The sequence below is a fragment of the Salinicola sp. DM10 genome, assembly GCF_017306975.2.
In the GTDB taxonomy this organism is placed as follows: domain Bacteria; phylum Pseudomonadota; class Gammaproteobacteria; order Pseudomonadales; family Halomonadaceae; genus Salinicola.
Genome location: NZ_JAFLEN020000001.1, coordinates 991,641 through 1,014,512, shown reverse-complemented (window position 1 = coordinate 1,014,512; position 22,872 = coordinate 991,641). Strand labels below are relative to the sequence as shown.

The following is a 22,872-nucleotide window of genomic DNA, read 5'->3' as shown; positions in this document are numbered from 1 at the left end:
CGGGGCGCGCCCCGGCGGATGGCACACGAGACGAACAGGAAATCTTTCATGGCCGATAAATTCGATGTGATCGTCATTGGCGCCGGCCCTGGCGGCTACGTGGCCGCGATCCGCGCCGCACAACTGGGCCTCAAGACGGCCTGTGTCGAGAAGTGGGTGAACAAGGAAGGCAAGACCGTCCACGGCGGCACCTGCCTCAACGTGGGCTGTATCCCGTCCAAGGCGCTGCTCGAGACGTCGCACAAGTTCGTCGAGACGCGCGATCACTATGCCGAGATCGGCATCAACGTCGGCGACGTCGCCACCGACGTCAAGAAGATGATGGAGTTCAAGAACAGCGTCATCGCCAAGAACACCGGCGGTATCAGCATGCTGTTCAAGTCCAACGGCGTCACCGCGCTGGAAGGTACCGGCAAGCTGCTCGACGGCAAGCAGGTCGAAGTGACCGGCCACGACGGCAAGAGCCAGACCTACACTGCCGACAACGTCATCATCGCTTCCGGCTCGGTGCCGGTGAACATTCCACCGGCGCCGATGACCGATGACATCATCGTCGACTCCGCCGGTGCGCTCGAATTCAGTGAAGCGCCCAAGCGCCTGGGCGTGATCGGGGCCGGCGTCATCGGTCTCGAGCTGGGCAGCGTGTGGAGCCGTCTGGGCAGTGAAGTGACCGTGCTCGAAGCGCTCGACAGCTTCCTGCCGATGGTCGATCAGGCGATCTCCAAGGAGACCCTGAAGCTGCTCAAGAAGCAGGGCCTGGACATCAAGCTGGGCGCGCGCGTCACCGGCTCCGAGGTCAAGGGCAAGGGCGACAAGCGTGAAGTCGTGGTCCAGTACACCGACAGCGACGGCGACCAGGAGCAGACCTTCGACAAGCTGATCGTGTGTGTCGGCCGCAAGCCCTACACCGACAAGCTGCTCGACGATGGCGCCGGCGTGAAGCTCGACGAGCGCGGCTTCATCTTCGTCGACGACCAGTGCCGTACCAGCGTCTCCGGCGTCTACGCCATCGGTGACGTGGTGCGCGGCCCGATGCTGGCGCACAAGGCCTCGGAAGAGGGCGTGATGGTCGCCGACATCATCGCCGGCCAGAAGCCGGAGATGAACTACGACACCATCCCCAGCGTCATCTACACCGCGCCGGAAGTGGCCTGGGTCGGCATGAACGAGCAGCAGGCCAAGGAGCAGGGGATCGAGGTCAACACCGGCACCTTCCCGTTCTCCGCCAGCGGCCGGGCGCTCGCCAACAACGCCCCGGAAGGCATGGTCAAGGTCGTCGCCGACGCCAAGACCGATCGCATCCTCGGCGTGCATATCCTCGGTCAGCACGCCGGCGAACTGATCGCCCAGGGCGTCATCGCCATGGAGTTCGGCTCCAGCGCCGAGGATCTGGCCCTGACCTGCTTCGCTCACCCGACACTTTCCGAAGCGGTCCACGAAGCGGCGCTGGCCGTCGACGGTCACGCCATTCACATGGCCAACCGCAAGAAGCGCAAGTAAGTCCTATTATTCGCGCGTCTTGCCAGAGGTGCCGTTCTGGTTTCGGAGCGGCACGGGGGCGGGGGCCTTTCAGCGGCCCCTGCCATTCGAGTCACATGCAACCTAATGGCATGAATCGATGAACCTTCACGAGTATCAGGGCAAGCAACTGTTTGCCGATTACGGTCTTCCGGTGTCCAAAGGCTTCGCCGTCGACACCCCCGAAGAAGCGGCACAGGCCTGCAAGAAAATCGGTGGCGACAAGTGGGTCGTCAAGGCCCAGGTCCATGCCGGCGGTCGCGGCAAGGCCGGCGGTGTCAAGCTGGTCGAGAGCCCGGAAGCCGCCAAGGCGTTCGCCGAGCAGTGGCTGGGCAAGAACCTGGTGACCTACCAGACCGACGAAAAAGGTCAGCCGGTCGCCAAGATTCTGGTCGAGAACTGCACCGACATCGCCAGCGAACTCTACCTGGGTGCGGTGGTCGATCGCGCCACTCGTCGCGTGGTCTTCATGGCCTCCACCGAGGGCGGTGTCGAGATCGAGAAGGTCGCCGAGGAGACGCCCGAGAAGATCCTCAAGGCCGAGATCGATCCGCTGGTCGGCGCACAGCCGTACCAGGCGCGTGAGCTGGCTTTCCAGCTGGGCCTGAACAAGGACCAGATCAAGCAGTTCACCAAGATCTTCCTGGGTCTCTCCAAGCTGTTCCACGACAAGGATCTGGCCCTGCTGGAGATCAACCCGCTGGTGATCACCGACGAAGGCAACCTCCACTGCCTCGACGCCAAGATCAACCTGGACGCCAACGCCCTCTACCGTCACCCGGACCTGCAGGCGATGCGCGATCCGTCGCAGGAAGACGAGCGCGAAGCCCACGCCCAGGAGTGGGAGCTCAACTACGTCGCGCTCGACGGCAACATCGGCTGCATGGTCAACGGTGCCGGTCTGGCCATGGGTACCATGGACATCGTCAACCTGAACGGCGGCAGCCCGGCCAACTTCCTCGACGTCGGTGGCGGCGCGACCAAGGAGCGGGTGGCGGAAGCGTTCAAGATCATTCTCTCCGACACCAACGTCAAGGCCGTGCTGGTCAACATCTTCGGCGGCATCGTGCGTTGCGACATGATCGCCGAAGGCATCATCGGTGCCGTCGAGCAGGTCGGCGTCAACGTACCGGTGGTGGTGCGTCTGGAAGGTAACAACGCCGAGCTGGGTGCCGAGAAGCTGGCCTCCAGCGGTCTGAACATCATCGCTGCTACCAGCCTGACTGACGCGGCTCAGCAGGTCGTCAAAGCGGCGGAGGGCAAGTAATGAGTATCCTGATCGACAAGAGCACCAAGGTCATCTGCCAGGGCTTCACCGGTGGCCAGGGGACCTTCCACTCCGAGCAGGCGATCGCCTACGGCACCAACATGGTCGGCGGCGTCACCCCGGGCAAGGGCGGCCAGGAGCACCTGGGCCTGCCGGTGTTCAACACCGTCAAGGAAGCGGTCGAGCAGACCGGCGCCGAGGCCAGCGTGATCTACGTGCCCGCTGCTTTCTGCAAGGACTCGATCCTCGAAGCCGCCAACGCCGGCATCAAGCTGATCGTGTGCATCACCGAAGGTATCCCGACGCTGGACATGCTCGACGTCAAGGTCAAGTGTGACGAGCTGGGCGTGCGCCTGATCGGCCCCAACTGCCCCGGCGTGATCACCCCGGGTGAGACCAAGATCGGCATCATGCCGGGTCACATCCACAAGCCGGGCAAGGTCGGTATCGTATCGCGCTCCGGCACCCTGACCTACGAAGCGGTCAAGCAGACCACCGATCACGGCTTCGGCCAGTCTACCTGCGTGGGCATCGGCGGCGACCCGATTCCGGGGTCCACCTTCATCGACATCCTCGAGATGTTCGAGAAGGATCCGCAGACCGAAGCGATCGTGATGATCGGCGAGATCGGCGGCACCGCCGAAGAGGAAGCTGCGGCCTACATCAAAGCCAACGTCTCCAAGCCGGTGGTCTCCTACATCGCTGGTGTCACCGCCCCTCCGGGCAAGCGCATGGGCCACGCCGGTGCGATCATCTCCGGTGGCAAGGGCACCGCGGACGAGAAATTCGCCGCGCTGGAAGACGCCGGGGTCAAGACCGTGCGTTCGCTCGCCGAGATCGGTGATGCGCTGAAAGCCGTTACCGGCTGGTAATCGCTTCACGGCGCGAGGTTTGCGCTGCGACGACGGCCCGCCAGGCACTGCCTGGCGGGCCGTTTGCGTTATGGGTCGGCTATATCGGAGATCGATCGCCGGCGGCGCTGGGCGCCATTAGTTGACTGGCAAACAGAGCGTGGCTGGGAAACAGTGCGACGAGCTTGGCCCCGGCAATCTCCCGGGCGCTAGATCAGGCCTGTGCGGCGCCGATCACGGCAGCGGCGCTCAGCGCCGCTGCTGGCGGCGCGCCATCATGCGCAGGAAGGCGCGGCCGGCGGTGGCGAGAAAGATCGGGAAGCCGGCCAGCAGATAGAAGTAGTAGGTGACGAAGCGCCAGATCAGCACCGAGGCAGCCGCTGCCTGGGCCCCGATCAGCGGCGTCAGCAGTGCCGAGGAGGTGAGTTCGGCACCGCCGGCGCCGCCGGGCAAAAAGCTCAACTGACCGGCGGCCATCGACACCATCTGCACCAGGAAGGTCCAGGCCCAGTCGATATGCTGCCCCAGCCCCTGCACCACCAGGAACAGTACGCTGTAGCGCACCAGCCAGTGGGCGCAGCAGAGCAAGAAGATGGCGAACAGCAGCCAGCGCGGCAGGCGCAGGGTCTCGACCAGCGAATTGCGAAAGTGCAGCAGACGCCGCGCCAGGCCGAAGCGCGAGCGGCGCTTGACGTTGAGCTTCTCGAGCCAGCGTCCGGTCACCTGCATCACCCGGTTGTAGTGGCTCAGCGTCAGCCACAGGATCGCCAGCGCGCTGACCAGCAGCGTGGTGGGCAGGCCCACCAGCCAGCCCAACTGCAGATCGACCGCTTCGATCAGCACATAGGCGGCGACGCCGACCAGACCGGAGAGGAAGAACAGCAGGTCGGTGAGCTGGTCGACGGCGAAGATCGCCGAGGATTGCGCCGGGCGCACCCCGCGCCGGGCGAGCAGGCCGAGCAGGGTCAGCGGCCCGCCGGTACCACCCGGGGTGGCACAGATGGCGAATTCGGTGGCCATCACGATCGAGAAGGCGCGCGCCTGGGACAGCTTGCCGGCGCGCCCGGCCAGCAGCAGGCGCAGGCGCAGGGCGTTGAGATTCCAGCACACAAAGATCATGCCCAGCATCAGCAGCAGCGTGGAGGTGGGAAAGCCGCGCAGCTCGGTGACGATACCTCGCCCGCCGATCAGCAGGGGAATCGCCAGTGCTGCCACCAGGCCCAGCACCAGACACCAGATGATCCGTTTCATGCCGCCGAACGATCCTTGCGCATGGCGAGGTCGGGGGCGTGATGATCCAGCCAGTGCTGCTTGGTCACCGCCTGGCGTCCTTCACCCATGAGCTGTTCCACCAGCCGATACCAGTAGTCGTAGGAGACGCGGTAGCGCATGTCGACCGGATGCAGGGCCAGGCGCAGCAGTGCGGCCTGCTTGAAGCGGCGCTGCTGGACGGCACTGACCACCCGCGACATGCCGCGTCGCCAGGCACTGCGCGCGCTCCAGACGATACTCGGCGCCTTGATCGGCTCGAAACCGGGCAAGCGGTAGAGCTGCTGCGGGTCACTGGTGTAGGTGAAGGGGCGCTGGCGCAGCGCGACACGGGTGCCCTGGCTCATCAGCCAGGCCGGTGCCACGAAGCCGCCGTGGGGCCAGCCACAGGCGTCGAACTGCGCCATGCCGTGGTCGAGCAGGGCGCCGGCGGTGGCCTGGTCGAGGGTATAGAACTCCCCCTCCCAGGTGTAGATGCGGCGCATGTAGAAGTCGTGCAGGGTGCGCGGTCGGGGCGCATCGTCACGGTGAAAGTAGCCGTGCAGCACCAGTTCGTCGCCGCGGGCGAGGCGGCTGTCCAGGACCCGGCGCAGCTCGTCGCTATAGCGGCATTCGCCGCGACCGTGGAAGTCGGGTACTACCAGCCAGGTGATGGGAATCGGGCCGAGACGCTCGCTCAGACGGTCGATCGCCTCGACGAAGCCCTGGTAGTCGGGCCAGGTCTCCGGGGCGATGTCGTGCAGGACCAGGGAAAAATGCCGTTCAACCATGCTGCGACCCATGCTGCGCTGCCGTGGCGCTGGTGGTGGCATTGGTCAGGCGGCGATAGTGCGTGAGCAGGCCATCGATGACGATGTCCCAGTCGTGGTGGCGCTCGACGTAGCGCCGCGCGCGGCGTCCGGCCTGTTCGGCATCCTGCTGGGTGAACAGTTCGCGCACCGCGCGGGCCATGTCGGCAGGGGAGTGCGGCTCGCTGAGCAGGCCGCAGCCCAGCGGTACGTTCTCGGCCAGCGCGCCGGCGCGCGCGGCGATCACCGGAATGCCGCTGGCCATCGCTTCCAGCGCGACCAGGCCGAAGGTCTCCTGGGTGCCGGCGTGAACCAGGGCGTCGCTGGAGGCGAGCCAGCCGGCAACTTCCTCGGTCGGGGTATAGCGATCGATCACGCTGACGTTGTCCGGCGTCTGGCTGGGCATGCTGGGGCCGATCAGCAGCAGGTGATAGCCCTTGCCCAGTTGACGCGCCATCTCCAGCAGGTGATGCAGGTTCTTCTCGCGCGAGCCGCGACCGACGAAGATCAGAAGCTTGGTGTCGTCGTCGAGGCCGAGCTTGGCGCGCAGCGCCGGATCGCGAAAACGCGGATGGAAGCTCTCGAGATCCACGCCCAGCGGCTGTACCGCGACCTGCTCGATCCCCAGTCGGGTCAGCCGCTCGGCCATCACTCGGCTGGGCGCCAGCACCTGATCGAAACGGCGGTAGAGGCGATAGACATAGCGCTCGACCAGGCGGTCGGTGCCGCTGCCGAGGCGGTTGCTGATCAGGCGCGGCAGGTCCGAGTGGTAAAAGCCGACCACCGGTACGTCGAGCTGGCGCCCGGCATCGAGCGCTGCCCAGCCGGTGACGTAGGGGTCGCCCGCTTCGATGATGTCCGGCTTGACCCGCAGGAGCTCGCGTTTCCAGCCGCGACGGCGCAGCGGAAAGCGATAGCCCTGGCTGAACGGCAGCGGCGGCGAGGGGACTTCGTAGACGCCGTCATGGGAGACGCGCTCGGCGCCGGGAATCAGCAGGCTGCAGGTGACCCCGGGAAGTTTGGCCAGGCGCCGGTGCTTGGCGTCGAGGTAGGTACGGACCCCGCCACTGGCAGGGGCATAGAACATCGTGACGTCGGCAATATGCAACGAGCCGCTCCTCTAAAAAACGATCCCTGTCGATACGGCGCATTCCCGAGAATGGCGATGACGCCAGAAAAGACCGGATGACGGAGTGCCGGCGGATCGCTCGCGCCGCGCGTTGAAGGTCTTTCCTAGACAGCAGTATATCGCGTCGCTGTCACAGGGTGTTCACACCATGGTGGTAGCCTGAGTGCGCCATCCCTGGCGCACGCGGCTCGGTTCGTGTCACTCGGCGGGTGTCGCCACCAGCGAGCGGGTCGCTTCGCGCGCCTCGACGAGCTTGACGCGCAGTGTTCCGCCCAGTTGATAGCGCGGCTCGCCGGCGATCTGGATGCGGCCTTCCTTATCGTCGATCGCCACCTGATTGCGGTCGCTGTGCAGCATCGGCGCGGGAATGAAAGCGGTGGCGCCGTTGGCGCTCAGCCGGACGCGCATGCCACCGCGGCGGATATCGATGATATCGGCGTCGTACACCGTGCCTTGATCCAGGAACTGCCCCAGATAGCGCACGTAGAGCCAGTCTTTGACGTCGCGCTCGGCCATTCGGTTCAGTCGGCGGCGTTCGGTCAGCTGCTCGGTCAGCCGCTGGCTGGCTTCCGCCGGCGCCGCTTCACCCTTGAGCACGCGCTTGATCAGGCGATGATTGACCATGTCGCCGTACTTGCGGATCGGCGAGGTCCAGGTGGCGTAGGCCGGCAGGCCCAGGCCGAAGTGGGGGCCGGGGCGGGCCGACATGTTGGTGTAACCCTGGAAGCGGCGCAGGCGGGCATCGAGCCAGGCGTCCTCGCGGCTGTCCAGCGCCCGGCGCAGCTCGCGGTAGCGCGGCAGCTCGCTGAGCTGTTCGCGCTCCACCTCGATCCCCTGGGCGGCGAGGAACTCCAGCGCCGGGTCGAGCTTCTCCGGCTCGAAGGCGTGGTGGACGTTGAAGATACCGTGCCCCACTTCCCGCGACAGCAGGTCGGCGCAGCAGGCGTTGGCGACGATCATCGCCTCTTCGATCATGCGCTGGCCGGTGCGGCGGGTCTCGGTACGGATAGCGAGCACGTTGCCGGCGTCGTCGAGATCGAAGACGTAGTCGGGGCGATCCTTGAACACCAGCGTGTTCTGTTCGCGCCAGGCCGACCGGGCCTGGGCCAGGTCGCGCAGGGCCTCGAGCTGGGGGGCGATCGCCGCCGCCGGTGTCTCGGCGTTATCCACGCCTTCGAGCCAGTCGGAGACGTCGTCGTAGACCAGCCGCGCCTGGGAGCGGATGGTCGCGGCGAAGAAGCGATATTCGCCGAGGGTGCCGTCGCGGCCCACCTGCAGGCGGCAGGCGAGCACCGGACGCTCGACGTCGGGCTTGAGCGAGCACAGATCGTCGGCCAGCGCCTCCGGCAGCATGGTCACGTTCTGACCCGGCAGGTAGACGGTGAAGGCGCGGGTGCGCGCTTCCTGATCGGCCGGGTGGGTCTCGTCGACATAGGCGGTGGGGTCGGCGATGGCGACGGTCAGGGTCCAGCCGTGGTCGCTGGTCTCGACGCGCAGGGCGTCGTCCATGTCGCGGGTCTTCTCACCGTCGATGGTGAAGAACGGCTCGGCGGTGAGGTCTTCGCGCTCGAGACCCTCTTCCTGCAGCGGCCAGGAGTCCGCCGCCGGCGGGCACTCCTGCTCCAGCGCATGGCGCGCCAGGGTCACCCGCCACGGCACGGCAGGGTCGTCGCGCTTGACCACCAGCTCGTCGATCTGGGTGAAAAAGCCGCGGTCGTCGGCACGCAGCGGATGGCGCACCAGACGTGCCACGACCCAGTCGCCGTCGGCGATGCTGGCCTCGTCGAGGGAGCGCTTGATGCGCGCCTTGAGCGGCTGGTTAATCGAGGGATGGTCGGGGATTACCGCCAGGCGGCCCTCGCGCAGCTGCACGCGGGCGATGAAGCGATCGAGAGAGGCTTCGATCAGCTTCTCCGGTTCGGCCTGCTTCTTGTCGCCATCCTCCTTGATCGCGGCCTCGATACGGTCGCCGTGCAGAACCTGCTTCATGGCGGGCGGGGGAATGAAGTAGGAGGTCCCGTCCTCGGTCTCGAGGAAACCGAAGCCCTTGTCGGTGGCTTTGATCGTGCCCTGGGCACGCGGGGTCTGGGCGCGGATGTTTTGCTTCAGCTGGGCCAGAAGAGCGTTGTTCTGCAGCATCGTATCGAATCGGTCGTTGGGCGAGAGCGCCACTATACGGATTCCCGCCTTTTCACGCCAATCCGCCACGCCGCCCCCAGGCCCCCGGCCGGCGTGGCTGGGGCTTCAGCTCGCGCTCATCGCCTCGGCGATCGGGGTGTCGCCCGCCAGTAGCATATACTCGCGCGCCGGGGCGGGGTGCCCGAGCACCGCCAGGGCAACGCTGGCGACGTCGTCGCGTGATATCTCGCCGCTGGCCGCAGTCGCCTGCGACAGCGCGACGCGGCCGCGGCCCGGTTCATCGGTGAGACGCCCCGGGCGCAGTACCGTCCAGTCGAGTTCGCTGGACATCAGGTAGGCGTCGGCGGCGCGCTTGGCGACCAGATAGGGCTGCAGCTTCTCGGGTCCTGCCAGCGGGTCGACGTGCAGCGTGGAAACCATCACGAAGCGTCGGATGCCGGCTTTGCGTGCCTCGTCCACCGCGCGCATGGCGCCATTGAGATCGATCATCAGGGTGCGATCGAGTCCGGTGGACGCGCCGGAGCCGGCGGTGAACAGCACCGCGTCGCAGCCCTCGAAAGCGTCTGTCATGTCGCCGGCGAGATCGCCGATCACGCTCTCGACGCCCAGTTCGTCGAAGAAAGCCTGCTGGGAGGTGTCGCGCAGCATCGCCCGCACCGGCGCGCCCTGGGCGGCGGCCTGCTGGCAGAAGCGGCGGCCGATCTGGCCGTTGGCACCGATGACCAGTGTCTTGCTCATCTCATGTCTCCTTGCTGTCGTGATGACGTGCTTGATGACGTTTCGGGTCTATCTCCGAGCATGGCAGAGGATGCGTGATACGACCAAAGTGGGGGCTGGTGAAGTGGTATTGCAGTGGTTATGTTAGTGGTATTGAACTGGTATCCATCCTGACGCCTAGCCCCGGGGAATCAAGCCATGCCGTCGTCACTCTCCCGCCTGCAGCTCGATGCCTCGCGCGCCACGCCGCTCTATCGGCAGCTGGCGCAGCAGCTGATCGAAGCGATCGAGTCGGGTGACTGGGAGGCGGGCGAGGCGCTGCCCTCCGAACGGGTACTGGCGGAGACGCTGGACATTTCCCGCATCACCGCGCGCAAGGCGCTCGACCGGTTGGTGGCGCTGGGGCTGATCCAGCGCAGCCGCGGCTCGGGCACCTTCATCGCTCCTCGGCTCAATCAGTCACTGACCCGGCTCACCAGTTTCACCGAGTTGCTGGTGCAGCGCGGACATCGCCCCAGCTCGCGCTGGCTCGAGCGGCGTCTGGGCGTACCCACGGCGGAAGAGGGGCTGCGCCTGGGGCTGACTGCGGACAGCCGGGTGGCGCGGTTGAAGCGTCTGCGCCTGGCCGACGACGTGGTGGTGGCGGTGGAGGAGAGCTGCCTGCCGCTGAGCGTGGTGGCCGACCCGCAGGCGGTCGAGCACTCGCTCTACCGCTATCTCGAGAACCAGGGCACCCCGGTGGTACGGGCGCTGCAGCACGTCTCGGCGTGCAACGCCGACGCCGAGCTGGCGGCGCTGGCCGAGGTCGCCGAATCCCAGGCGCTGCTGGTGATGACGCGTCTGGGCTATCTGGCGGACGGACGGGCGGCTGAGCTGACCGTCACCTACTGCCGCACCGACTACTACGACTTCATGTTGGAACTGACGCAGTGATGCCGGCGGCGGCATCACCCGAGGAGAGTACATGCTGTACGGCAACATCCTGACCCCGGATGGCTGGCGCCTGGGCTGGCTGCGCTGGCAGGCAGGGCGGGTGACAGCGATCGACGGCGAGGCGGTCGACCCGAACGACAACGCGCATCCGCGGCTGTTGCCCGGGTTCGTCGACCTGCACGTGCATGGCGGCGGCGGTGCCGACGCCATGGAGGGGGGCGAGGCCGCGGCGACCCTGGCACGCACCCATGTGCGCTTCGGCACTACCAGCCTGCTGGTCACGACCATGACCGCACCGGCGGCGGAGATCGAGCGCGCTCTGCGCGATGCCGCTGAGTGGATCGCTGCGCCCCCCGAGCGCGCCGCGCGCCTTCTCGGGGTCCATCTGGAAGGGCCCTATATCAACCCCGGCAAGCTCGGCGCTCAACCGCCCTGCGCGCGCCCCGGGGTGATCGCGGAGGTCGAGGCGCTTTTGGCGCTGGCACCGATCCGGCTGTTGACCCTGGCCCCGGAGCTCTCCGGGCATGCCGAGCTGATCCGCCATCTGGACGGGCGCGGCGTGCGGGTGCAGATGGGGCACTCGCTGGGCAGCTACGAAGAAGGCGTGGCGGGGCTCGCCCACGGTGCCCGTGGCTTCACGCACCTGTTCAACGCCATGAGCGGCCTGCACCACCGCAAGCCGGGCATGGTCGGTGCCGCCCTGGCCCATGCCGAGTACGCCGAGATCATCCCCGACCTGCTGCACGTGCACCCAGGGGCGATCCGCGCCGCGCTGCGCTGCATTCCGCGGCTCTACGCGGTGACCGATTCCACCGCGGCGGCGGGCATGCCCGACGGCGAGTATCGGCTCGGCGCGCAGCGCGTCACTAAGTGTCTGGGCGGGGTGCGCCTGGCCGATGGCACGCTCGCCGGCAGCACCCTGACCATGGATCAGGCGCTGCGCAATCTGGTCGCCATCGGTCTCGATCTGGCCGATGCCGCCCAGCGGCTGTCGCGCTTCCCCGCGGAGTTTCTCGGCGAGCACGAGATCGGCCGGCTCGCCCCCGGCGCCCACGCCGACGTGGCGGTGATGAGCGCCGATCTCGATCTCGACGCCGTCTATGTCGGCGGCGAATGTGTTCACCGCCGCGATGCGGCGCCTACCGCGGAGACAGACCCATGTCGCTGATGCTGGAAGAGGCGCTGAGCGCGCCGCAACGCCTGCGCGAGCAGTGGCAGGCCAATGCCGCCACGGTGGCCGCGCTGGGGCGCGAGCTGCGCGCCGCGGATCTACATGGGGCCGTGACCGTGGCCCGTGGCAGCTCCGATCACGCGGCGGCCTACTTCGCCTATCTCGGCATGAAGCGCCTCGGGCTGCCGATCGCCTCGATTCCGCCGTCGCTGACCACCCTCGCCGGGACGCCGTGGCGGGTCTCCGGGCAGCTGGCATTGGCGATCTCGCAGTCCGGGGCGAGCCCCGATCTGATCGCTACCCAGCGCGCGCTGGCCGCGGGCGGGGCGCGCACCCTGGCGCTGGTCAACGCCCCCGACGCCGAGCTGGCGTCGGTCTCGCAGCACCACCTGGGCCTGCATGCCGGGGTCGAGCGCAGCGTGGCCGCGACCAAGAGCTATCTCGCGACCCTGGCCGCCACGGCGCATCTGATCGCGACGTGGCAGGGCGACCCTGAGTTGCTGCGTGCCCTCGAGCGGCTACCCGAGCGGCTGGAAAGCGCCGCCGCCTGCGATTGGCAAGCCGCGGTGGAGGCATTGAGCGGCGCCGATCGGCTGCTGGTGATCGGACGCGGGGTGGGGCTCGCCGTCGCCCAGGAAGCGGCGCTCAAGTTCAAGGAGACCTGCGGCATTCAGGCCGAGGCGTTCAGTGCCGCCGAGGTCAAGCACGGCCCGATGGCGCTGATCGAACCCGGCTACCCGGTGCTGGTATTGGCACCACCGGGGCCGGATCAGGCCGGCCTGCTCGACCTGGCGGCGTGGCTGCGCGGGGTCGGCGCAAGAGTGCTGCTGGCGGCGGACGCCAGCGTCGCCGGGCGCGAGCTGGACGTGGTTGACGCCGTCCACGACGATCTCCAGCCGCTGGCGGTGATCCAGAGCTTCTATGTCATGGCGGCGCGGCTGGCGGTGGCCCGCGGCGGGGATCCCGATCGTCCGCGGCACCTGCAGAAGGTGACCCGAACACTCTAGGTTTTGTACGAAAACTACCTGCGCTCGGCAATACGGCGTTAAAAATCGGCTGGATCGCCAGCCCGGTCAAAATGCTCATTTACACCCCGTAAACTCCGCGTTTTCGCCAATTTTTGCCTTGTCTTGCCTTCGCTCGCTGACTTTTCGCACAGAACCTAATTTTACGCTCGGCCGTCTCCCCGTCACCCCCATTCACTATCTCGGGTGGGGGCGCGGACAGGCGCCATCCATTCATGCTTTGACACGCCGCCGGAGGTCTCATGGCTGCTTCTCCCCACATGCTCAGTGCGCCACTGCGAGGCCTGGTGGTAGAGCTCGGTGATCTACCCGATCCGGTCTTCGCCGCCGAGGCCCTGGGGCCCGGGATTGCGCTCGATCCGCTCGACGACACCCTTCACGCTCCCTGCGACGGCGAGGTGATCCAGTGCGCGCGCACGCGCCATGCGCTGACCCTGCGCGACGTCGCCGGTGGCGAGTGGCTGTTGCACCTGGGGCTCGATACCGTCGATCTGGCCGGCGACGGCTTCAGCCTGCTGGTCGCCGAGGGCGAGCGAGTCACAGCTGGCACGCCGCTGCTGCGCTTCGACGCCGACCAGGTGGCGCGCCAGGCCAGAGCGCTGTTGACACCGATCGTGCTGACCAACGCCGTGGACCAGCGCCTCGAGCTGCTGGTGACCCCGGGGCAGGTGGTCGAGCGTGGCGAGGCGCTGTTGCTCTGTCATGGTGCGGGTGGTGAGCGAGAAGGTGGCGAGGCTAGCGGCGGCGAGGGCACAGACAGCACGAGCCGCGCTGAGGCGGTGAGCGATGCGGAGCGTGATGCGGCGAGTAGCGCCGATGCATGTACTGACGAATGTACTGGCGAATGTACCGACGAAGGCGCCGAGGCCCGCGTCGAGGCGACCGTCGCCGCCGCCAGCGGTATCCATGCACGCCCGGCGGCGCGTCTGCGTGCCATTGCCCGGGCGCACGACGTCGCCCTGCGGCTGGTGACAGCGGATGGCCGTGAGGCCGACGCCGCGAGTGTCAGCGCGCTGCTCAACCTGGGGCTGGTTCAGGGCAGTCGGGTGACCCTGGTGGCCCGGGGTGCGCAGCGCCAGGCGGCACTCGCCGCCGCCAGCGCGCTGCTGGGCGCCGAGGAGGCGTCTGATGTGTCCCTGGCGCCCGAGGCTGTGTCCACGGCGCCCGACGCCGCGCCGACCGGGAACGTTTCCACGGCGCCCGAGACCGCGCCGCCGGTGAGCGGCGTGCGCCAACTGGAGGAGGGCTTGCTGCGGGGCATCAGCGCCAGCGCCGGGATCGCGATCGGTCCGCTGCGGCGCTACGACCCGCCGCTGCCGCGGGTCGCCGAGACGGCCGCCGACCCGGCGGCGGAGCGTCAGGCGCTGGCGGTGGCGCTGGAAACGGTCGCCGCGACGCTGGAAGCTGCCCGACGTTCGGCCGAGACCCAGGGGCAACAGGAGGAGGCGGAGATCTTCGACGCCCACCTGGCGTGGCTGGAAGACCCGGCGCTGCGTGCGGCGGCCGAGCGCCATATCGCCGCCGGTCAGAGCGCCGGGCAGGGCTGGTACGCGGCCCTGCAGGCGGAGGTCGAGCGCCTGCGCCAGAGCGACAGCGCGCTGTTGGCGGCGCGCGTCGACGATCTGCGTGACCTGCAGCGGCGGGTAATGGTGGTGCTGGCGGCGGACAACGGCGCTGCGGAAGCCGCGGATAACGATCTCGATGGGGCGATTCTGATCGCCCGCGAGATGACGCCGTCGCAGTTCGTGGCCGTGGCCGGGCGCATCCAGGGGCTGTGCCTGGCCGCCGGGGGTGCCACTTCGCATCTGGCCATTCTCGCCCGGGCGCGGGGCATCCCCTGCGTGATGGGGCTGGGCGAGGCGCTGCTCCAGCTCGACGCCGAGCAGGCGGTACTCGATGCCACCCGCGGCGTGCTCGAGCGCGCGCCCGACGCCGAGCGCTTGGCGGCGTTCGTGGCCGAACGTGAACGCCGCCAGGCACAGGCGCGCAGCGCGGCCGAGCAGGCCGGTGCGGCGGTGATCACCCGCGACGGTCGCCAGGTGCAGGTCGCGGCCAATGTCGGTTCGGCGGCGGAGGCGCAGGCCGCCGCGCGCGCGGGAGCCGATGGCGTGGGCCTGTTGCGCAGCGAATTTTTGTTTCTGGGGCGCAGCGCAGCGCCGACCCGCGAGGCTCAGCGCCAAGAGTACGCCGCCGCGCTGGCCGCGCTCGGCGGCAAGCCGGTGATCGTGCGCCTGCTCGATATCGGCGCCGACAAGCAGCTCGACTATCTGAGCCTGCCGGCGGCTCCCAATCCGGCCCTGGGCGAGCGCGGTATCCGCCTGTGGCAGGCCTTCCCCGAGCTGTTCGAGACTCAGCTCGATGCGCTGCTGCTGGCGGGCAACGAGGCGCCGGCGGCGGACGCGGCGACGCCGCTGCAGCTGATGCTGCCGATGGTCAGCGATGTCGGCGAGCTGCGCTGGGTGCGTCAGCGCCTGGCGGCGCGCGCCGCCGCACTCGGGGTCGACCGGCTGCCGGCCCTCGGGGTGATGATCGAGGTGCCGTCGGCGGCGCTGTGCGCCGCAAGTCTGGCCCGGGAGGCCGACTTCTTCTCAATCGGCACCAACGATCTGACCCAGTACGCCCTGGCCATGGATCGCGAGGTGGCGGCGCTGGCGGCGCACTGCGACGTGCTCCATCCCGGCGTGCTGCGGCTGATCCAGGCCACCCTCGAGGGGGCCCGAGGCCGCTGCCCGGTCGGGGTGTGCGGAGCGGCCGCCGGCGATCCACTGGCGGCGGCGCTGCTGGTGGCAATGGGGGTCGACGAGCTGTCGCTGGAAGCCGCCGGCATCGCCGCTATCAAGGCCTGGCTGCGCGAGCTCGACGCCGCGGCTCTGGCCGCCCGGGTGCCGGAGCTGCTGGCGCTGGACGACGGTGCGGCGGTGCGCGCGGCGCTGGCGGCGTGGCTCGATGCCTCGGCGCCCACGACACCGGCGTGACCCCGCGCCGAAGCCATATTCACACGCACCAACACTAGTACAAGCACAATAGCCAGGAGAGGGTCATGCTCCAGAAGATGGGTATCCGGCTGATGGCCGGACTGCAGAAACTCGGGCGCTCGTTGATGCTGCCGATTGCCGTGCTGCCGGTGGCGGGGCTGCTGCTGCGCCTGGGCCAGCCCGACCTGCTCGATATCGGGTTCATCGCCAATGCCGGCAACGCGGTGTTCTCCCACCTGGCGCTGATCTTCGCCATCGGCGTGGCGGTGGGGTTCGCCGATGACGACAACGGTGCCGCCGGGCTGGCCGGAGTGGTCGGTTACCTGGTGCTGGAGGCGGTGCTCGAGACGCTCAACCCCGAGATCAACATGGGCGTGCTCGGCGGGATCATCATCGGTAGCGTGGCCGGGCTGCTTTACAACCGCTACAAGGCGATCAAGCTGCCGGACTATCTGGCGTTCTTCGGCGGGCGACGCTTCATCCCCATCGTCACCGGGCTCTCCGCCGTGGCGCTCGGCGGGCTTTTCGGGGTGATCTGGCCGCCGATCCAGCACGCCATCGACCAGCTCGGCCAGTGGCTGATCGATGCCGGCGATCTGGGGCTTTTCGTCTACGGCGTGCTCAATCGCATTCTGATCGTCACCGGTCTCCACCATGTGCTCAACAGCTTCGTGTGGTTCGTGTTCGGCAGCTACGACGGTGCGACCGGTGACCTCAACCGCTTCTTTGCCGGCGACCCCAGTGCCGGCGGCTTCATGGCGGGCTTCTTCCCGGTGATGATGTTCGGGCTGCCGGCAGCGGCGCTGGCGATGTACCACGCTGCGCCGCGGGGCCGCCGCGCCCAGGTCGGCGGGCTGCTGCTGTCGCTGGCGCTGACCGCCTTCCTCACCGGGGTGACCGAGCCGATCGAGTTCTCGTTCATGTTCCTGGCGCCGCTGCTCTACGCCTTCCATGCGCTGATGACCGGCCTGTCGATGGCGCTGATGGATCTGCTCGGGGTCAAGCTCGGTTTCACCTTCTCCGCTGGCGCCTTCGACTACGCGCTCTCCTACGGGCTTTCGACCCACGGCTGGATGATGATCCCGGTGGGGCTGGCCTACTTCGCGCTCTACTACCTGGTGTTCCGCTGGGCCATCGTGCGCTTCGATCTGCCCACGCCGGGGCGTGAGCCCGAGACGGCGAGCGCGACCGCGGCGACCCAGGCCGGTCCGCGCGGACCCGCGTTCGTCGAGGCGCTCGGCGGGGCGGCCAATCTGCTCAGCGTAGGCGCCTGCACCACGCGCCTGCGCCTGGTGACCAAAGAGGCGGAGTCCATCGACGAGGCGGCGCTCAAAGCGCTCGGCGCGCGTGGCATTCTGCGGCTGCGCGGCGGCGGGCTGCAGGTGATCCTGGGGCCGATCGCCGACGCCGTGGCCGACGACATCCGCAGCGCGCTGCGCCAGCAGGGAGCGGCTGTCGATGCCGCGCCGGTGCCCGCGGCGGGGGACGCGGAGCACGCCGCGCTGGCCACCGCCGAGCTCGATGCCGACTCCCGGGCGGCGTGGCTGGCGGTTGTGGGCGGACACGACAACCTGCGCCAGGTGAGCGTGGTCGCCACGACCCGGCTGCGCCTCGAACTGGCCGACCGTCGGCAGTTGGACGAGGCCACGCTGCGCGGACTGGGCGCCGCCGGGGTGCAGCGCTTCGCCGACGGTACCCTGCATGTGGTGATGGGGCCACAGGCGGCGGCCGTGGCCAGGAGTCTGGCTGACTGAGCCTCACGCGCGGCGCGACAGTGGTATCTTGGGGCGCGGACGATGCTTGCATCACCCGCGCCTCGGTGCGGCGCTTTGTTCGCGCGTCGTAAGAGTCGGCGAGCGCAGGCTGCGCTCGCATCCAGTCCCATCCGCCCGAGTCCCATTCGCCCGAGTCCCATTTGCCAGAGCTACAGGAGCGCTCATGCCCCCCTATCTGATTGCCAGCGATCTCGACAGCACGCTGCTCGACGCCGAGCACCGTGTCGCCGCGTTGACCCGCGAGACCCTGGCGCAACTGGTCGCGCGCGGCCATACCCTGGCGCTGGCCTCCGGGCGTCATCACCTCGATATCGCCGCGATCCGGCGCCAGCTCGAACTCCCCGCCTGGATCATCAGCAGCAACGGCGCCTGCGTATTCGATGCCGACGACCGCGTGGTCAGTGAACGCCCGGTACCGCCGGCGCTGGTGGAGGCGCTGGTGGCGCTGCCGCGGCCGGCGGCGGTGCGGCTCAATCTGTATACCCGCGAGCGCTGGCTGATCGACGCCGAGGCGCCGGAGCTGTTGCCGCTGCATGCGATGACCGGTTTCACCTACCAGGTCGATGAGCTGCGTGACCTGAGTCAGGAGGCGGTGAGCAAGGTGCTCTATATCGGCGAGCCGGCGCTGCTCGCACCGCTCGAGCGCACGCTGCGCGGGCGCTACGGCGAGGCCCTGCACATTACCTATTCGGCGGCCAATTCGCTGGAGGTGATGCAGCGCGGGGTCGACAAGGGCAGCGCGCTGGCGCAGACGCTGGCGGCGCTGGCGATGCCCGCTTCCCAGGCGCTGGCCTTCGGCGATAACTTCAACGACATCGAGATGCTGACGCTGGCAGGCAACGCCTTCGTGGTCGCCAATGCCCATCCCGAGGTGATCGCGCGGCTGCCCCGGGCGGAGCGCATCGGCGCCCATCACGAGGCGGCGGTAGCGCATACGCTGCGGCGTTTCTTCGCCCTCTGAAGGCACTCTGGAGGTACCGGCCCGCGCTCGACATCGCCGGTTGGCGCGGTGGATGTCAACGGTCGGGTGTTTCGCGGCCGCTCTGGGCCGAATCGTCCAGCCGGCGCAGCTGCTGCCATACCTCGCGGCGGAGATCGGCCAGGCGCGGGCGCTCGTTGGCGGTAAAGGCGATCGGGCGGGTGGTGGCGATGGCACGCAGGCCGAGCCTCGCGGTCAGCAGGCCTGCGCCCAGCCCCTGACCGGCGCGGGTGGAGAGCTTGGCGGCGAGGTTCATCGACAGTAGATCCATGCCGGCATCGGTGACCATCTCGCTGGCGCCGGCGAAGGCCATGTTACGCAGCACCTCGCGGAACAGGCGCAGGCGGCTGGCGTAGCCGAGCTGCAGGCCGTAGAGCGCGGCGATACGATCGAGCATGGCGATGTTGCGCCACGCCATCAGCGCCATGTCGACCAGGGTCAGCGGGCTCACCGCGACCATCACTGCGGTCTCTCCCGACATTCGTGTGATCAGCCGGCGCGCGGCCTGATCCCGCGGGCGCAGCAGGTGCCAGGCGAGCAGTTCACGGGTCTCGGCGGCGCTGTGATGCGCCTCGTGCGCGGCGATGAAGGATTGCCAGTGTGGATGCCCCTGCGCGAGCCCCATCTGGGTGCGCAGCGCCTCGGCCAGCGCCAGCGGTTCGGCGTTTTCCCGGACGCCTTCGCCGCTGGCCGGCCAGGTGTCGTCGAGACGCTCGCGCAGGCGTGCGTGGCGGCGCAGCTTGCGCAGTCGCCACAGCTCACCCAGCAGCGCCTTGCCGCCGAGGCCGATGGCCAGCAGTCCCAGCGCGCTCCAGGCGCCGGCCAGCCAGTCGCCGCCCAGGGTGGCGTGGTAGAGGGTCTGGCCCGCCTCCAGCGTGCCCAACCCCAGGCTGGCGCTGAACAGCACCAGCAGCCCCCAGCGGCGCTTGCGCGGGGGCGCCAGGGCGGCGTCCAGCGCCGGCGAGGGCATCTCCTCCTCGGGCGCCGGGGTCGAGGCCTGCTCGGGCAGGTAGGCGTGCGCGCCGCGCAGCGTCGCTTCGTCGCCGGTGCGCTCGTCGCTGGCGGCGGGCTGGTCGAAGCGGCGGCCGGGGCGTGGATCGCTCATCGCAGTTTGTCTCCCAGCAGCCAGTCGAGCGCTGCGTCCATACGGATGTGCGGCAGCGCGCCGCCATCGGCCCGCGGCGGGCGAAAGGCGGTGAAGGTGAAGCCCTGGCGCTGCCAGAAACCGGCGTCGGGCAGCCGCGCGGGGACATCACCGGGATAGAGCAGCAGTGGGGCGTCGTCGAGGCCGTGGCCGCGCAGCGCTGGCTGGCGCTGGCCGTCGCTCTCCACCTCGCGATTCTCGGTGGCGCGGATCGCCGCGAGCGAGAAAGCGCGAACTGGAACGTCGGCGTAGCGCAGATCCTTGAGCGGTTCGGCCAGCAGCGACTCGAGCAGCGCAACCAGATGGGGGTGCTGATCCGGGGTGACGTGATCGGCCTTGGTGGCGGCGATCGCCAGCCGGTCGATACGCGGCGCGAACAGCCGGTTGATCAGGCCGCGCTTGCCATAGTCGAAGCTCTGCATCAGCGTGGTCAGGGCGGCGGCGAGATCCTCGAAGCGTTCGGGGCCGGCGTTGAGCGCACCGAGCACGTCGACCAGCACGATCTGACGATCGAAGCGGCGAAAGTGCTCGCGGTAGAACGGCTTGACCACGTGCTGCTGGTAGTGGCGAAAGCGCCGTGTCAGGGTCTTGTAGAGGCTCTCGGCGGGCAGCGCTTCGAGCTGGCGGCGGTCCGCCTCGGCGATGCCGGGCAGGGGAAAGAACTGCAGCACCGGCGCGCCTTCGAGCTCGCCGGGGAGCAGGAAGCGCCCCGGCTGCAGATGCGAGAAGCCGGCCTCGCGGGCCTGCCGGAGGGTGTCGGCATAAAGCCCCGCGAGCTCGGCCAGGCGGGTCTCGTCGAGCGTCTCGTCGGGGCGATGGGCGGCGACCGCGCGGCGCCACGGCTCGGCGAAGCGCTGGCGCTCGGGGCCCATGGCCGCGAGCTGGGTCTCGCTCCAGCCGAGGAAGTCGTGGCCGAGCAGCGGCAGGTCGAGCAGCCACTCGCCGGGATAGTCGATCAGATCCAGGGTCAGATTGGCGGTATCGCCGAGCAGGCCGCGGGCGCGCCGGGTCTTGAAGCGCAGCTTGAGGCGCAGCTCGCTGATCCCGCGGGTCGGCTCGGGCCAGCGCGGCGGCTCGCCGGAGAGGCTGGCGAGCGCCTCGTCGTAGGGGAAGCGCGGAATGCCCAGGTCAGGCTGCGACATCCGCTGGGCGCCCAGCAGGCGGCCTTCGCGGGCCGGCTTGAGCAGGTCCAGCCGGGCATCGATACCGGCATGACGCAGCTGGTTGACCAGCGAGGTCAGGAACGCGGTCTTGCCGGCGCGGGAGAGCCCGGTCACCGCCAGACGCAGCTGGCGATCGCGGCCGCGCTCGATCAGGTTGTGAATCTCTTGGGTCAGGTCTCGGGGCATCGCCTCGTTATCCGCACGCATTCGCCGTCAGGGTAGCTGAAATGTGTGGGTAAACCGCTGTTCAGGCAAGGGCCGCGCGGAAAAAGGACGCTCGGATACGCGAACGCCCCGCACAGGGCGGGGCGTTCTGGATGAGTCCGTATCGTCGCCGGGCGCTGAATGCGGCCGGCCTCGACGCACTCAGTTGGCGAAGGTGAGGTAGATCGCGAACACCAGCACCAGCAGCAGGATGCCCACCGGCACCGCGCCTTTCCACGGGGTCAGGTCGACTGCCTTGACGTCTTCCTGGATCCAGGCTTCACGCCGCGGCGCAATCTTGCCGATCAGCAGCATGCCGAGGATCAGCAGCACGAACACCCCGGCGACGAAGTGGTACTGGTTGGTCAGGTCGAGGATGGCGTTGAACGGCGGTACGAAGTAGCCCAGCGCGATCAGCACGATACCGCCGATCAGGCCGAAGATGGCGGCGCTCTCGGGGACGCGCTTGGTCAGCAGGCCGACGATCACCACCGCCAGGATGGGGATGAAGTAGATCGCGTTCATCGTCTGCAGATAGTCGAACAGGCTCTCCTGGCCGGCCAGCAGCGGGGCGATCGCCATCGATGCCACCGCCATGATCCAGCCGAATACCTTGCCCGACTTGACCACCTCGGCCTCGCTGGCGTCCTTGCGGAACACGCCCTTGTAGAGGCCCAGGCTGAACAGGGTGGTGGTGCTGTTGAGTGCCGAGTTGAACGAGGAGAGGATGGCGCCGACCATCACCGCGGCGAAGAAGCCGGTCAGCCACGGCGGCAGCAGGTGGAACACCAGATGGCCGTAGGCCTGGTCCTGGGCGATACCGTCGCCGGCGTAGAGCTGGAAGGCGATGATCCCCGGCAGCACCAGATAGAGCGGGCCGAGCAGCTTGAGGAAGCCGGTCAGCAGCACACCTTTCTGGCCTTCGGCGAGGCTGCGCGCGGCGAAGGTACGCTGGATGATCTGCTGGTTGGTCGACCAGTAGAAGAGGTTGATCAGGAAGACACCGGTGAACAGCGTCGGCCACGGGACCTGCTGGTCCGGCCCGCCGAGGGAGTTCAGACGCTCCGGCTGAGCTTCTTGGATCGCGTGCCAGCCGGCGGCGATGCCATTGCCACCACCCACCGCGTCGAGCCCCAGGTAGACGATCAGCAGGCCGCCCACCAGCAGGCCGATGGCATTGATGGTGTCGGACACCGCGACCGTGCGCAGGCCGCCGAACAGCGCATAGATCGCGCCGATCAGACCCACGCCCCAGACCGTCAGCCACAGCAGGGTCGTGCTCGAGTCGATGCCGGTCAGCACCGGCAGGTCGAGCATCCCCTGCAGGCCCACGGCGCCCGAGTAGAGAATGATCGGCAGCAGGATCACCGCGTAGGCGATCAGGAAGATCACGTTGCAGATCAACTGGGTGGTCGGGCCGAAGCGCTCCAGCAGCAGTTGCGGCACGGTGGTGATGCCGCTGCGCAGAAAGCGCGGCAGGAAGAACAGCGCCAGCAGCACCAGCGCAACCACCGCGACCACTTCCCACGCCATCACGCTGAGACCGTCGGCGAAGGCGGCGCCGTTGAGCCCGACCATCTGCTCGGTGGAGAGGTTGGTCATCAGCAGCGAACCGGCGATCAGCGGGAAGGTCAGGCTGCGTCCGGCGAGAAAGTAGCCGCGGGTGTTGCTGAGATCGTCACGGTGGGTGATACGCCATGTGATCAAGGCGACCAGCCCCGTGAAAAAGAGAAACGAGATCAGAGTCCATGCGTGCATTGGGGCAGTTCCTGGTTGAATGCATCCCGGCGGCGCCGTCTCGGGCTTGCCGCATTACGCTGCGGAG

At 68.4% G+C, this 22,872-nt stretch carries 17 protein-coding genes; 9 read left to right on the top strand and 8 right to left on the bottom strand.

Features of this window, described 5'->3' with window-relative positions:
• Positions 1–48 precede the first annotated feature (48 nt).
• The 3 genes from lpdA (at position 49) to sucD (ending at position 3,657) form a co-directional block, all read left to right on the top strand.
• Positions 49–1,500: a dihydrolipoyl dehydrogenase gene (gene lpdA / locus J0A90_RS04500; RefSeq protein ID WP_207031040.1), complete on the top strand. Its 1,452-nt coding sequence runs from the start codon at positions 49–51 to the stop codon at positions 1,498–1,500.
• A 118-nt stretch (positions 1,501–1,618) separates the two neighbouring features.
• The gene (gene sucC, locus J0A90_RS04495; RefSeq protein ID WP_035470658.1) at positions 1,619–2,785 is read left to right on the top strand and encodes an ADP-forming succinate--CoA ligase subunit beta; all 1,167 of its coding nucleotides are present in this window, start codon (positions 1,619–1,621) and stop codon (positions 2,783–2,785) included.
• Positions 2,785–3,657 (top strand): succinate--CoA ligase subunit alpha, encoded by an 873-nt coding sequence (gene sucD, locus J0A90_RS04490; RefSeq protein WP_207031038.1) that lies wholly within the window; start codon positions 2,785–2,787, stop codon positions 3,655–3,657. The genes sucC and sucD overlap by 1 nt, the downstream gene beginning before the upstream one ends.
• Positions 3,658–3,885: 228 nt before the next feature.
• Here the strand turns inward: sucD and J0A90_RS04485 are convergent, their stop codons facing one another.
• From J0A90_RS04485 to J0A90_RS04465, 5 genes are all read right to left on the bottom strand, one after another.
• Positions 3,886–4,887, bottom strand: a complete 1,002-nt coding sequence (locus tag J0A90_RS04485) for a lysylphosphatidylglycerol synthase transmembrane domain-containing protein (protein ID WP_207031037.1) — start codon at positions 4,885–4,887, stop codon at positions 3,886–3,888.
• Positions 4,884–5,675, bottom strand: a complete 792-nt coding sequence (locus J0A90_RS04480; RefSeq protein WP_207031035.1) for a DUF2334 domain-containing protein — start codon at positions 5,673–5,675, stop codon at positions 4,884–4,886. The genes J0A90_RS04485 and J0A90_RS04480 overlap by 4 nt, the downstream gene beginning before the upstream one ends.
• A complete protein-coding gene (locus J0A90_RS04475) occupies positions 5,668–6,801 on the bottom strand; it encodes a glycosyltransferase family 1 protein (protein ID WP_207031026.1) in 1,134 nt (377 codons plus the stop codon). The genes J0A90_RS04480 and J0A90_RS04475 overlap by 8 nt, the downstream gene beginning before the upstream one ends.
• 219 nt (positions 6,802–7,020) lie before the next feature.
• On the bottom strand, positions 7,021–8,961 hold the full coding sequence (locus J0A90_RS04470; RefSeq protein ID WP_207031025.1) for an exoribonuclease II: 1,941 nt from the start codon (positions 8,959–8,961) through the stop codon (positions 7,021–7,023).
• A gap of 105 nt (positions 8,962–9,066) precedes the next feature.
• Positions 9,067–9,699: an NAD(P)-binding oxidoreductase gene (locus J0A90_RS04465; protein WP_207031023.1), complete on the bottom strand. Its 633-nt coding sequence runs from the start codon at positions 9,697–9,699 to the stop codon at positions 9,067–9,069.
• A 177-nt stretch (positions 9,700–9,876) separates the two neighbouring features.
• Between J0A90_RS04465 and J0A90_RS04460 the strand changes: the two genes are divergently transcribed.
• From J0A90_RS04460 to J0A90_RS04435, 6 genes are all read left to right on the top strand, one after another.
• Entirely contained in the window at positions 9,877–10,611 is a 735-nt protein-coding gene (locus J0A90_RS04460; RefSeq protein ID WP_207031021.1) for a GntR family transcriptional regulator, read from the top strand.
• A 31-nt stretch (positions 10,612–10,642) separates the two neighbouring features.
• The gene (gene nagA, locus J0A90_RS04455; protein ID WP_207031019.1) at positions 10,643–11,779 is read left to right on the top strand and encodes an N-acetylglucosamine-6-phosphate deacetylase; all 1,137 of its coding nucleotides are present in this window, start codon (positions 10,643–10,645) and stop codon (positions 11,777–11,779) included.
• Positions 11,770–12,789, top strand: coding sequence for an SIS domain-containing protein (locus tag J0A90_RS04450; protein WP_207031008.1), 1,020 nt, complete (start codon positions 11,770–11,772; stop codon positions 12,787–12,789). The genes nagA and J0A90_RS04450 overlap by 10 nt, the downstream gene beginning before the upstream one ends.
• Positions 12,790–13,049: 260 nt before the next feature.
• Complete coding sequence (ptsP, locus tag J0A90_RS04445; RefSeq protein WP_207031006.1) at positions 13,050–15,782, top strand: phosphoenolpyruvate--protein phosphotransferase; 2,733 nt, start codon at positions 13,050–13,052, stop codon at positions 15,780–15,782.
• A gap of 65 nt (positions 15,783–15,847) precedes the next feature.
• The gene (gene nagE, locus J0A90_RS04440) at positions 15,848–17,536 is read left to right on the top strand and encodes an N-acetylglucosamine-specific PTS transporter subunit IIBC (RefSeq protein WP_207031004.1); all 1,689 of its coding nucleotides are present in this window, start codon (positions 15,848–15,850) and stop codon (positions 17,534–17,536) included.
• Between the two features lie 184 nt (positions 17,537–17,720).
• Positions 17,721–18,518, top strand: coding sequence for a Cof-type HAD-IIB family hydrolase (locus tag J0A90_RS04435; RefSeq protein WP_207031002.1), 798 nt, complete (start codon positions 17,721–17,723; stop codon positions 18,516–18,518).
• 55 nt (positions 18,519–18,573) lie between these two features.
• Here J0A90_RS04435 and J0A90_RS04430 read toward each other — a convergent pair whose 3' ends face one another.
• The 3 genes from J0A90_RS04430 to J0A90_RS04420 form a co-directional block, all read right to left on the bottom strand.
• Entirely contained in the window at positions 18,574–19,641 is a 1,068-nt protein-coding gene (locus J0A90_RS04430) for a YcjF family protein (RefSeq protein ID WP_207031000.1), read from the bottom strand.
• Positions 19,638–21,029, bottom strand: a complete 1,392-nt coding sequence (locus tag J0A90_RS04425) for a YcjX family protein (protein WP_207030998.1) — start codon at positions 21,027–21,029, stop codon at positions 19,638–19,640. The genes J0A90_RS04430 and J0A90_RS04425 overlap by 4 nt, the downstream gene beginning before the upstream one ends.
• Positions 21,030–21,209: 180 nt before the next feature.
• A complete protein-coding gene (locus tag J0A90_RS04420; RefSeq protein WP_207030996.1) occupies positions 21,210–22,805 on the bottom strand; it encodes a solute:sodium symporter family transporter in 1,596 nt (531 codons plus the stop codon).
• Positions 22,806–22,872: the final 67 nt, after the last annotated feature.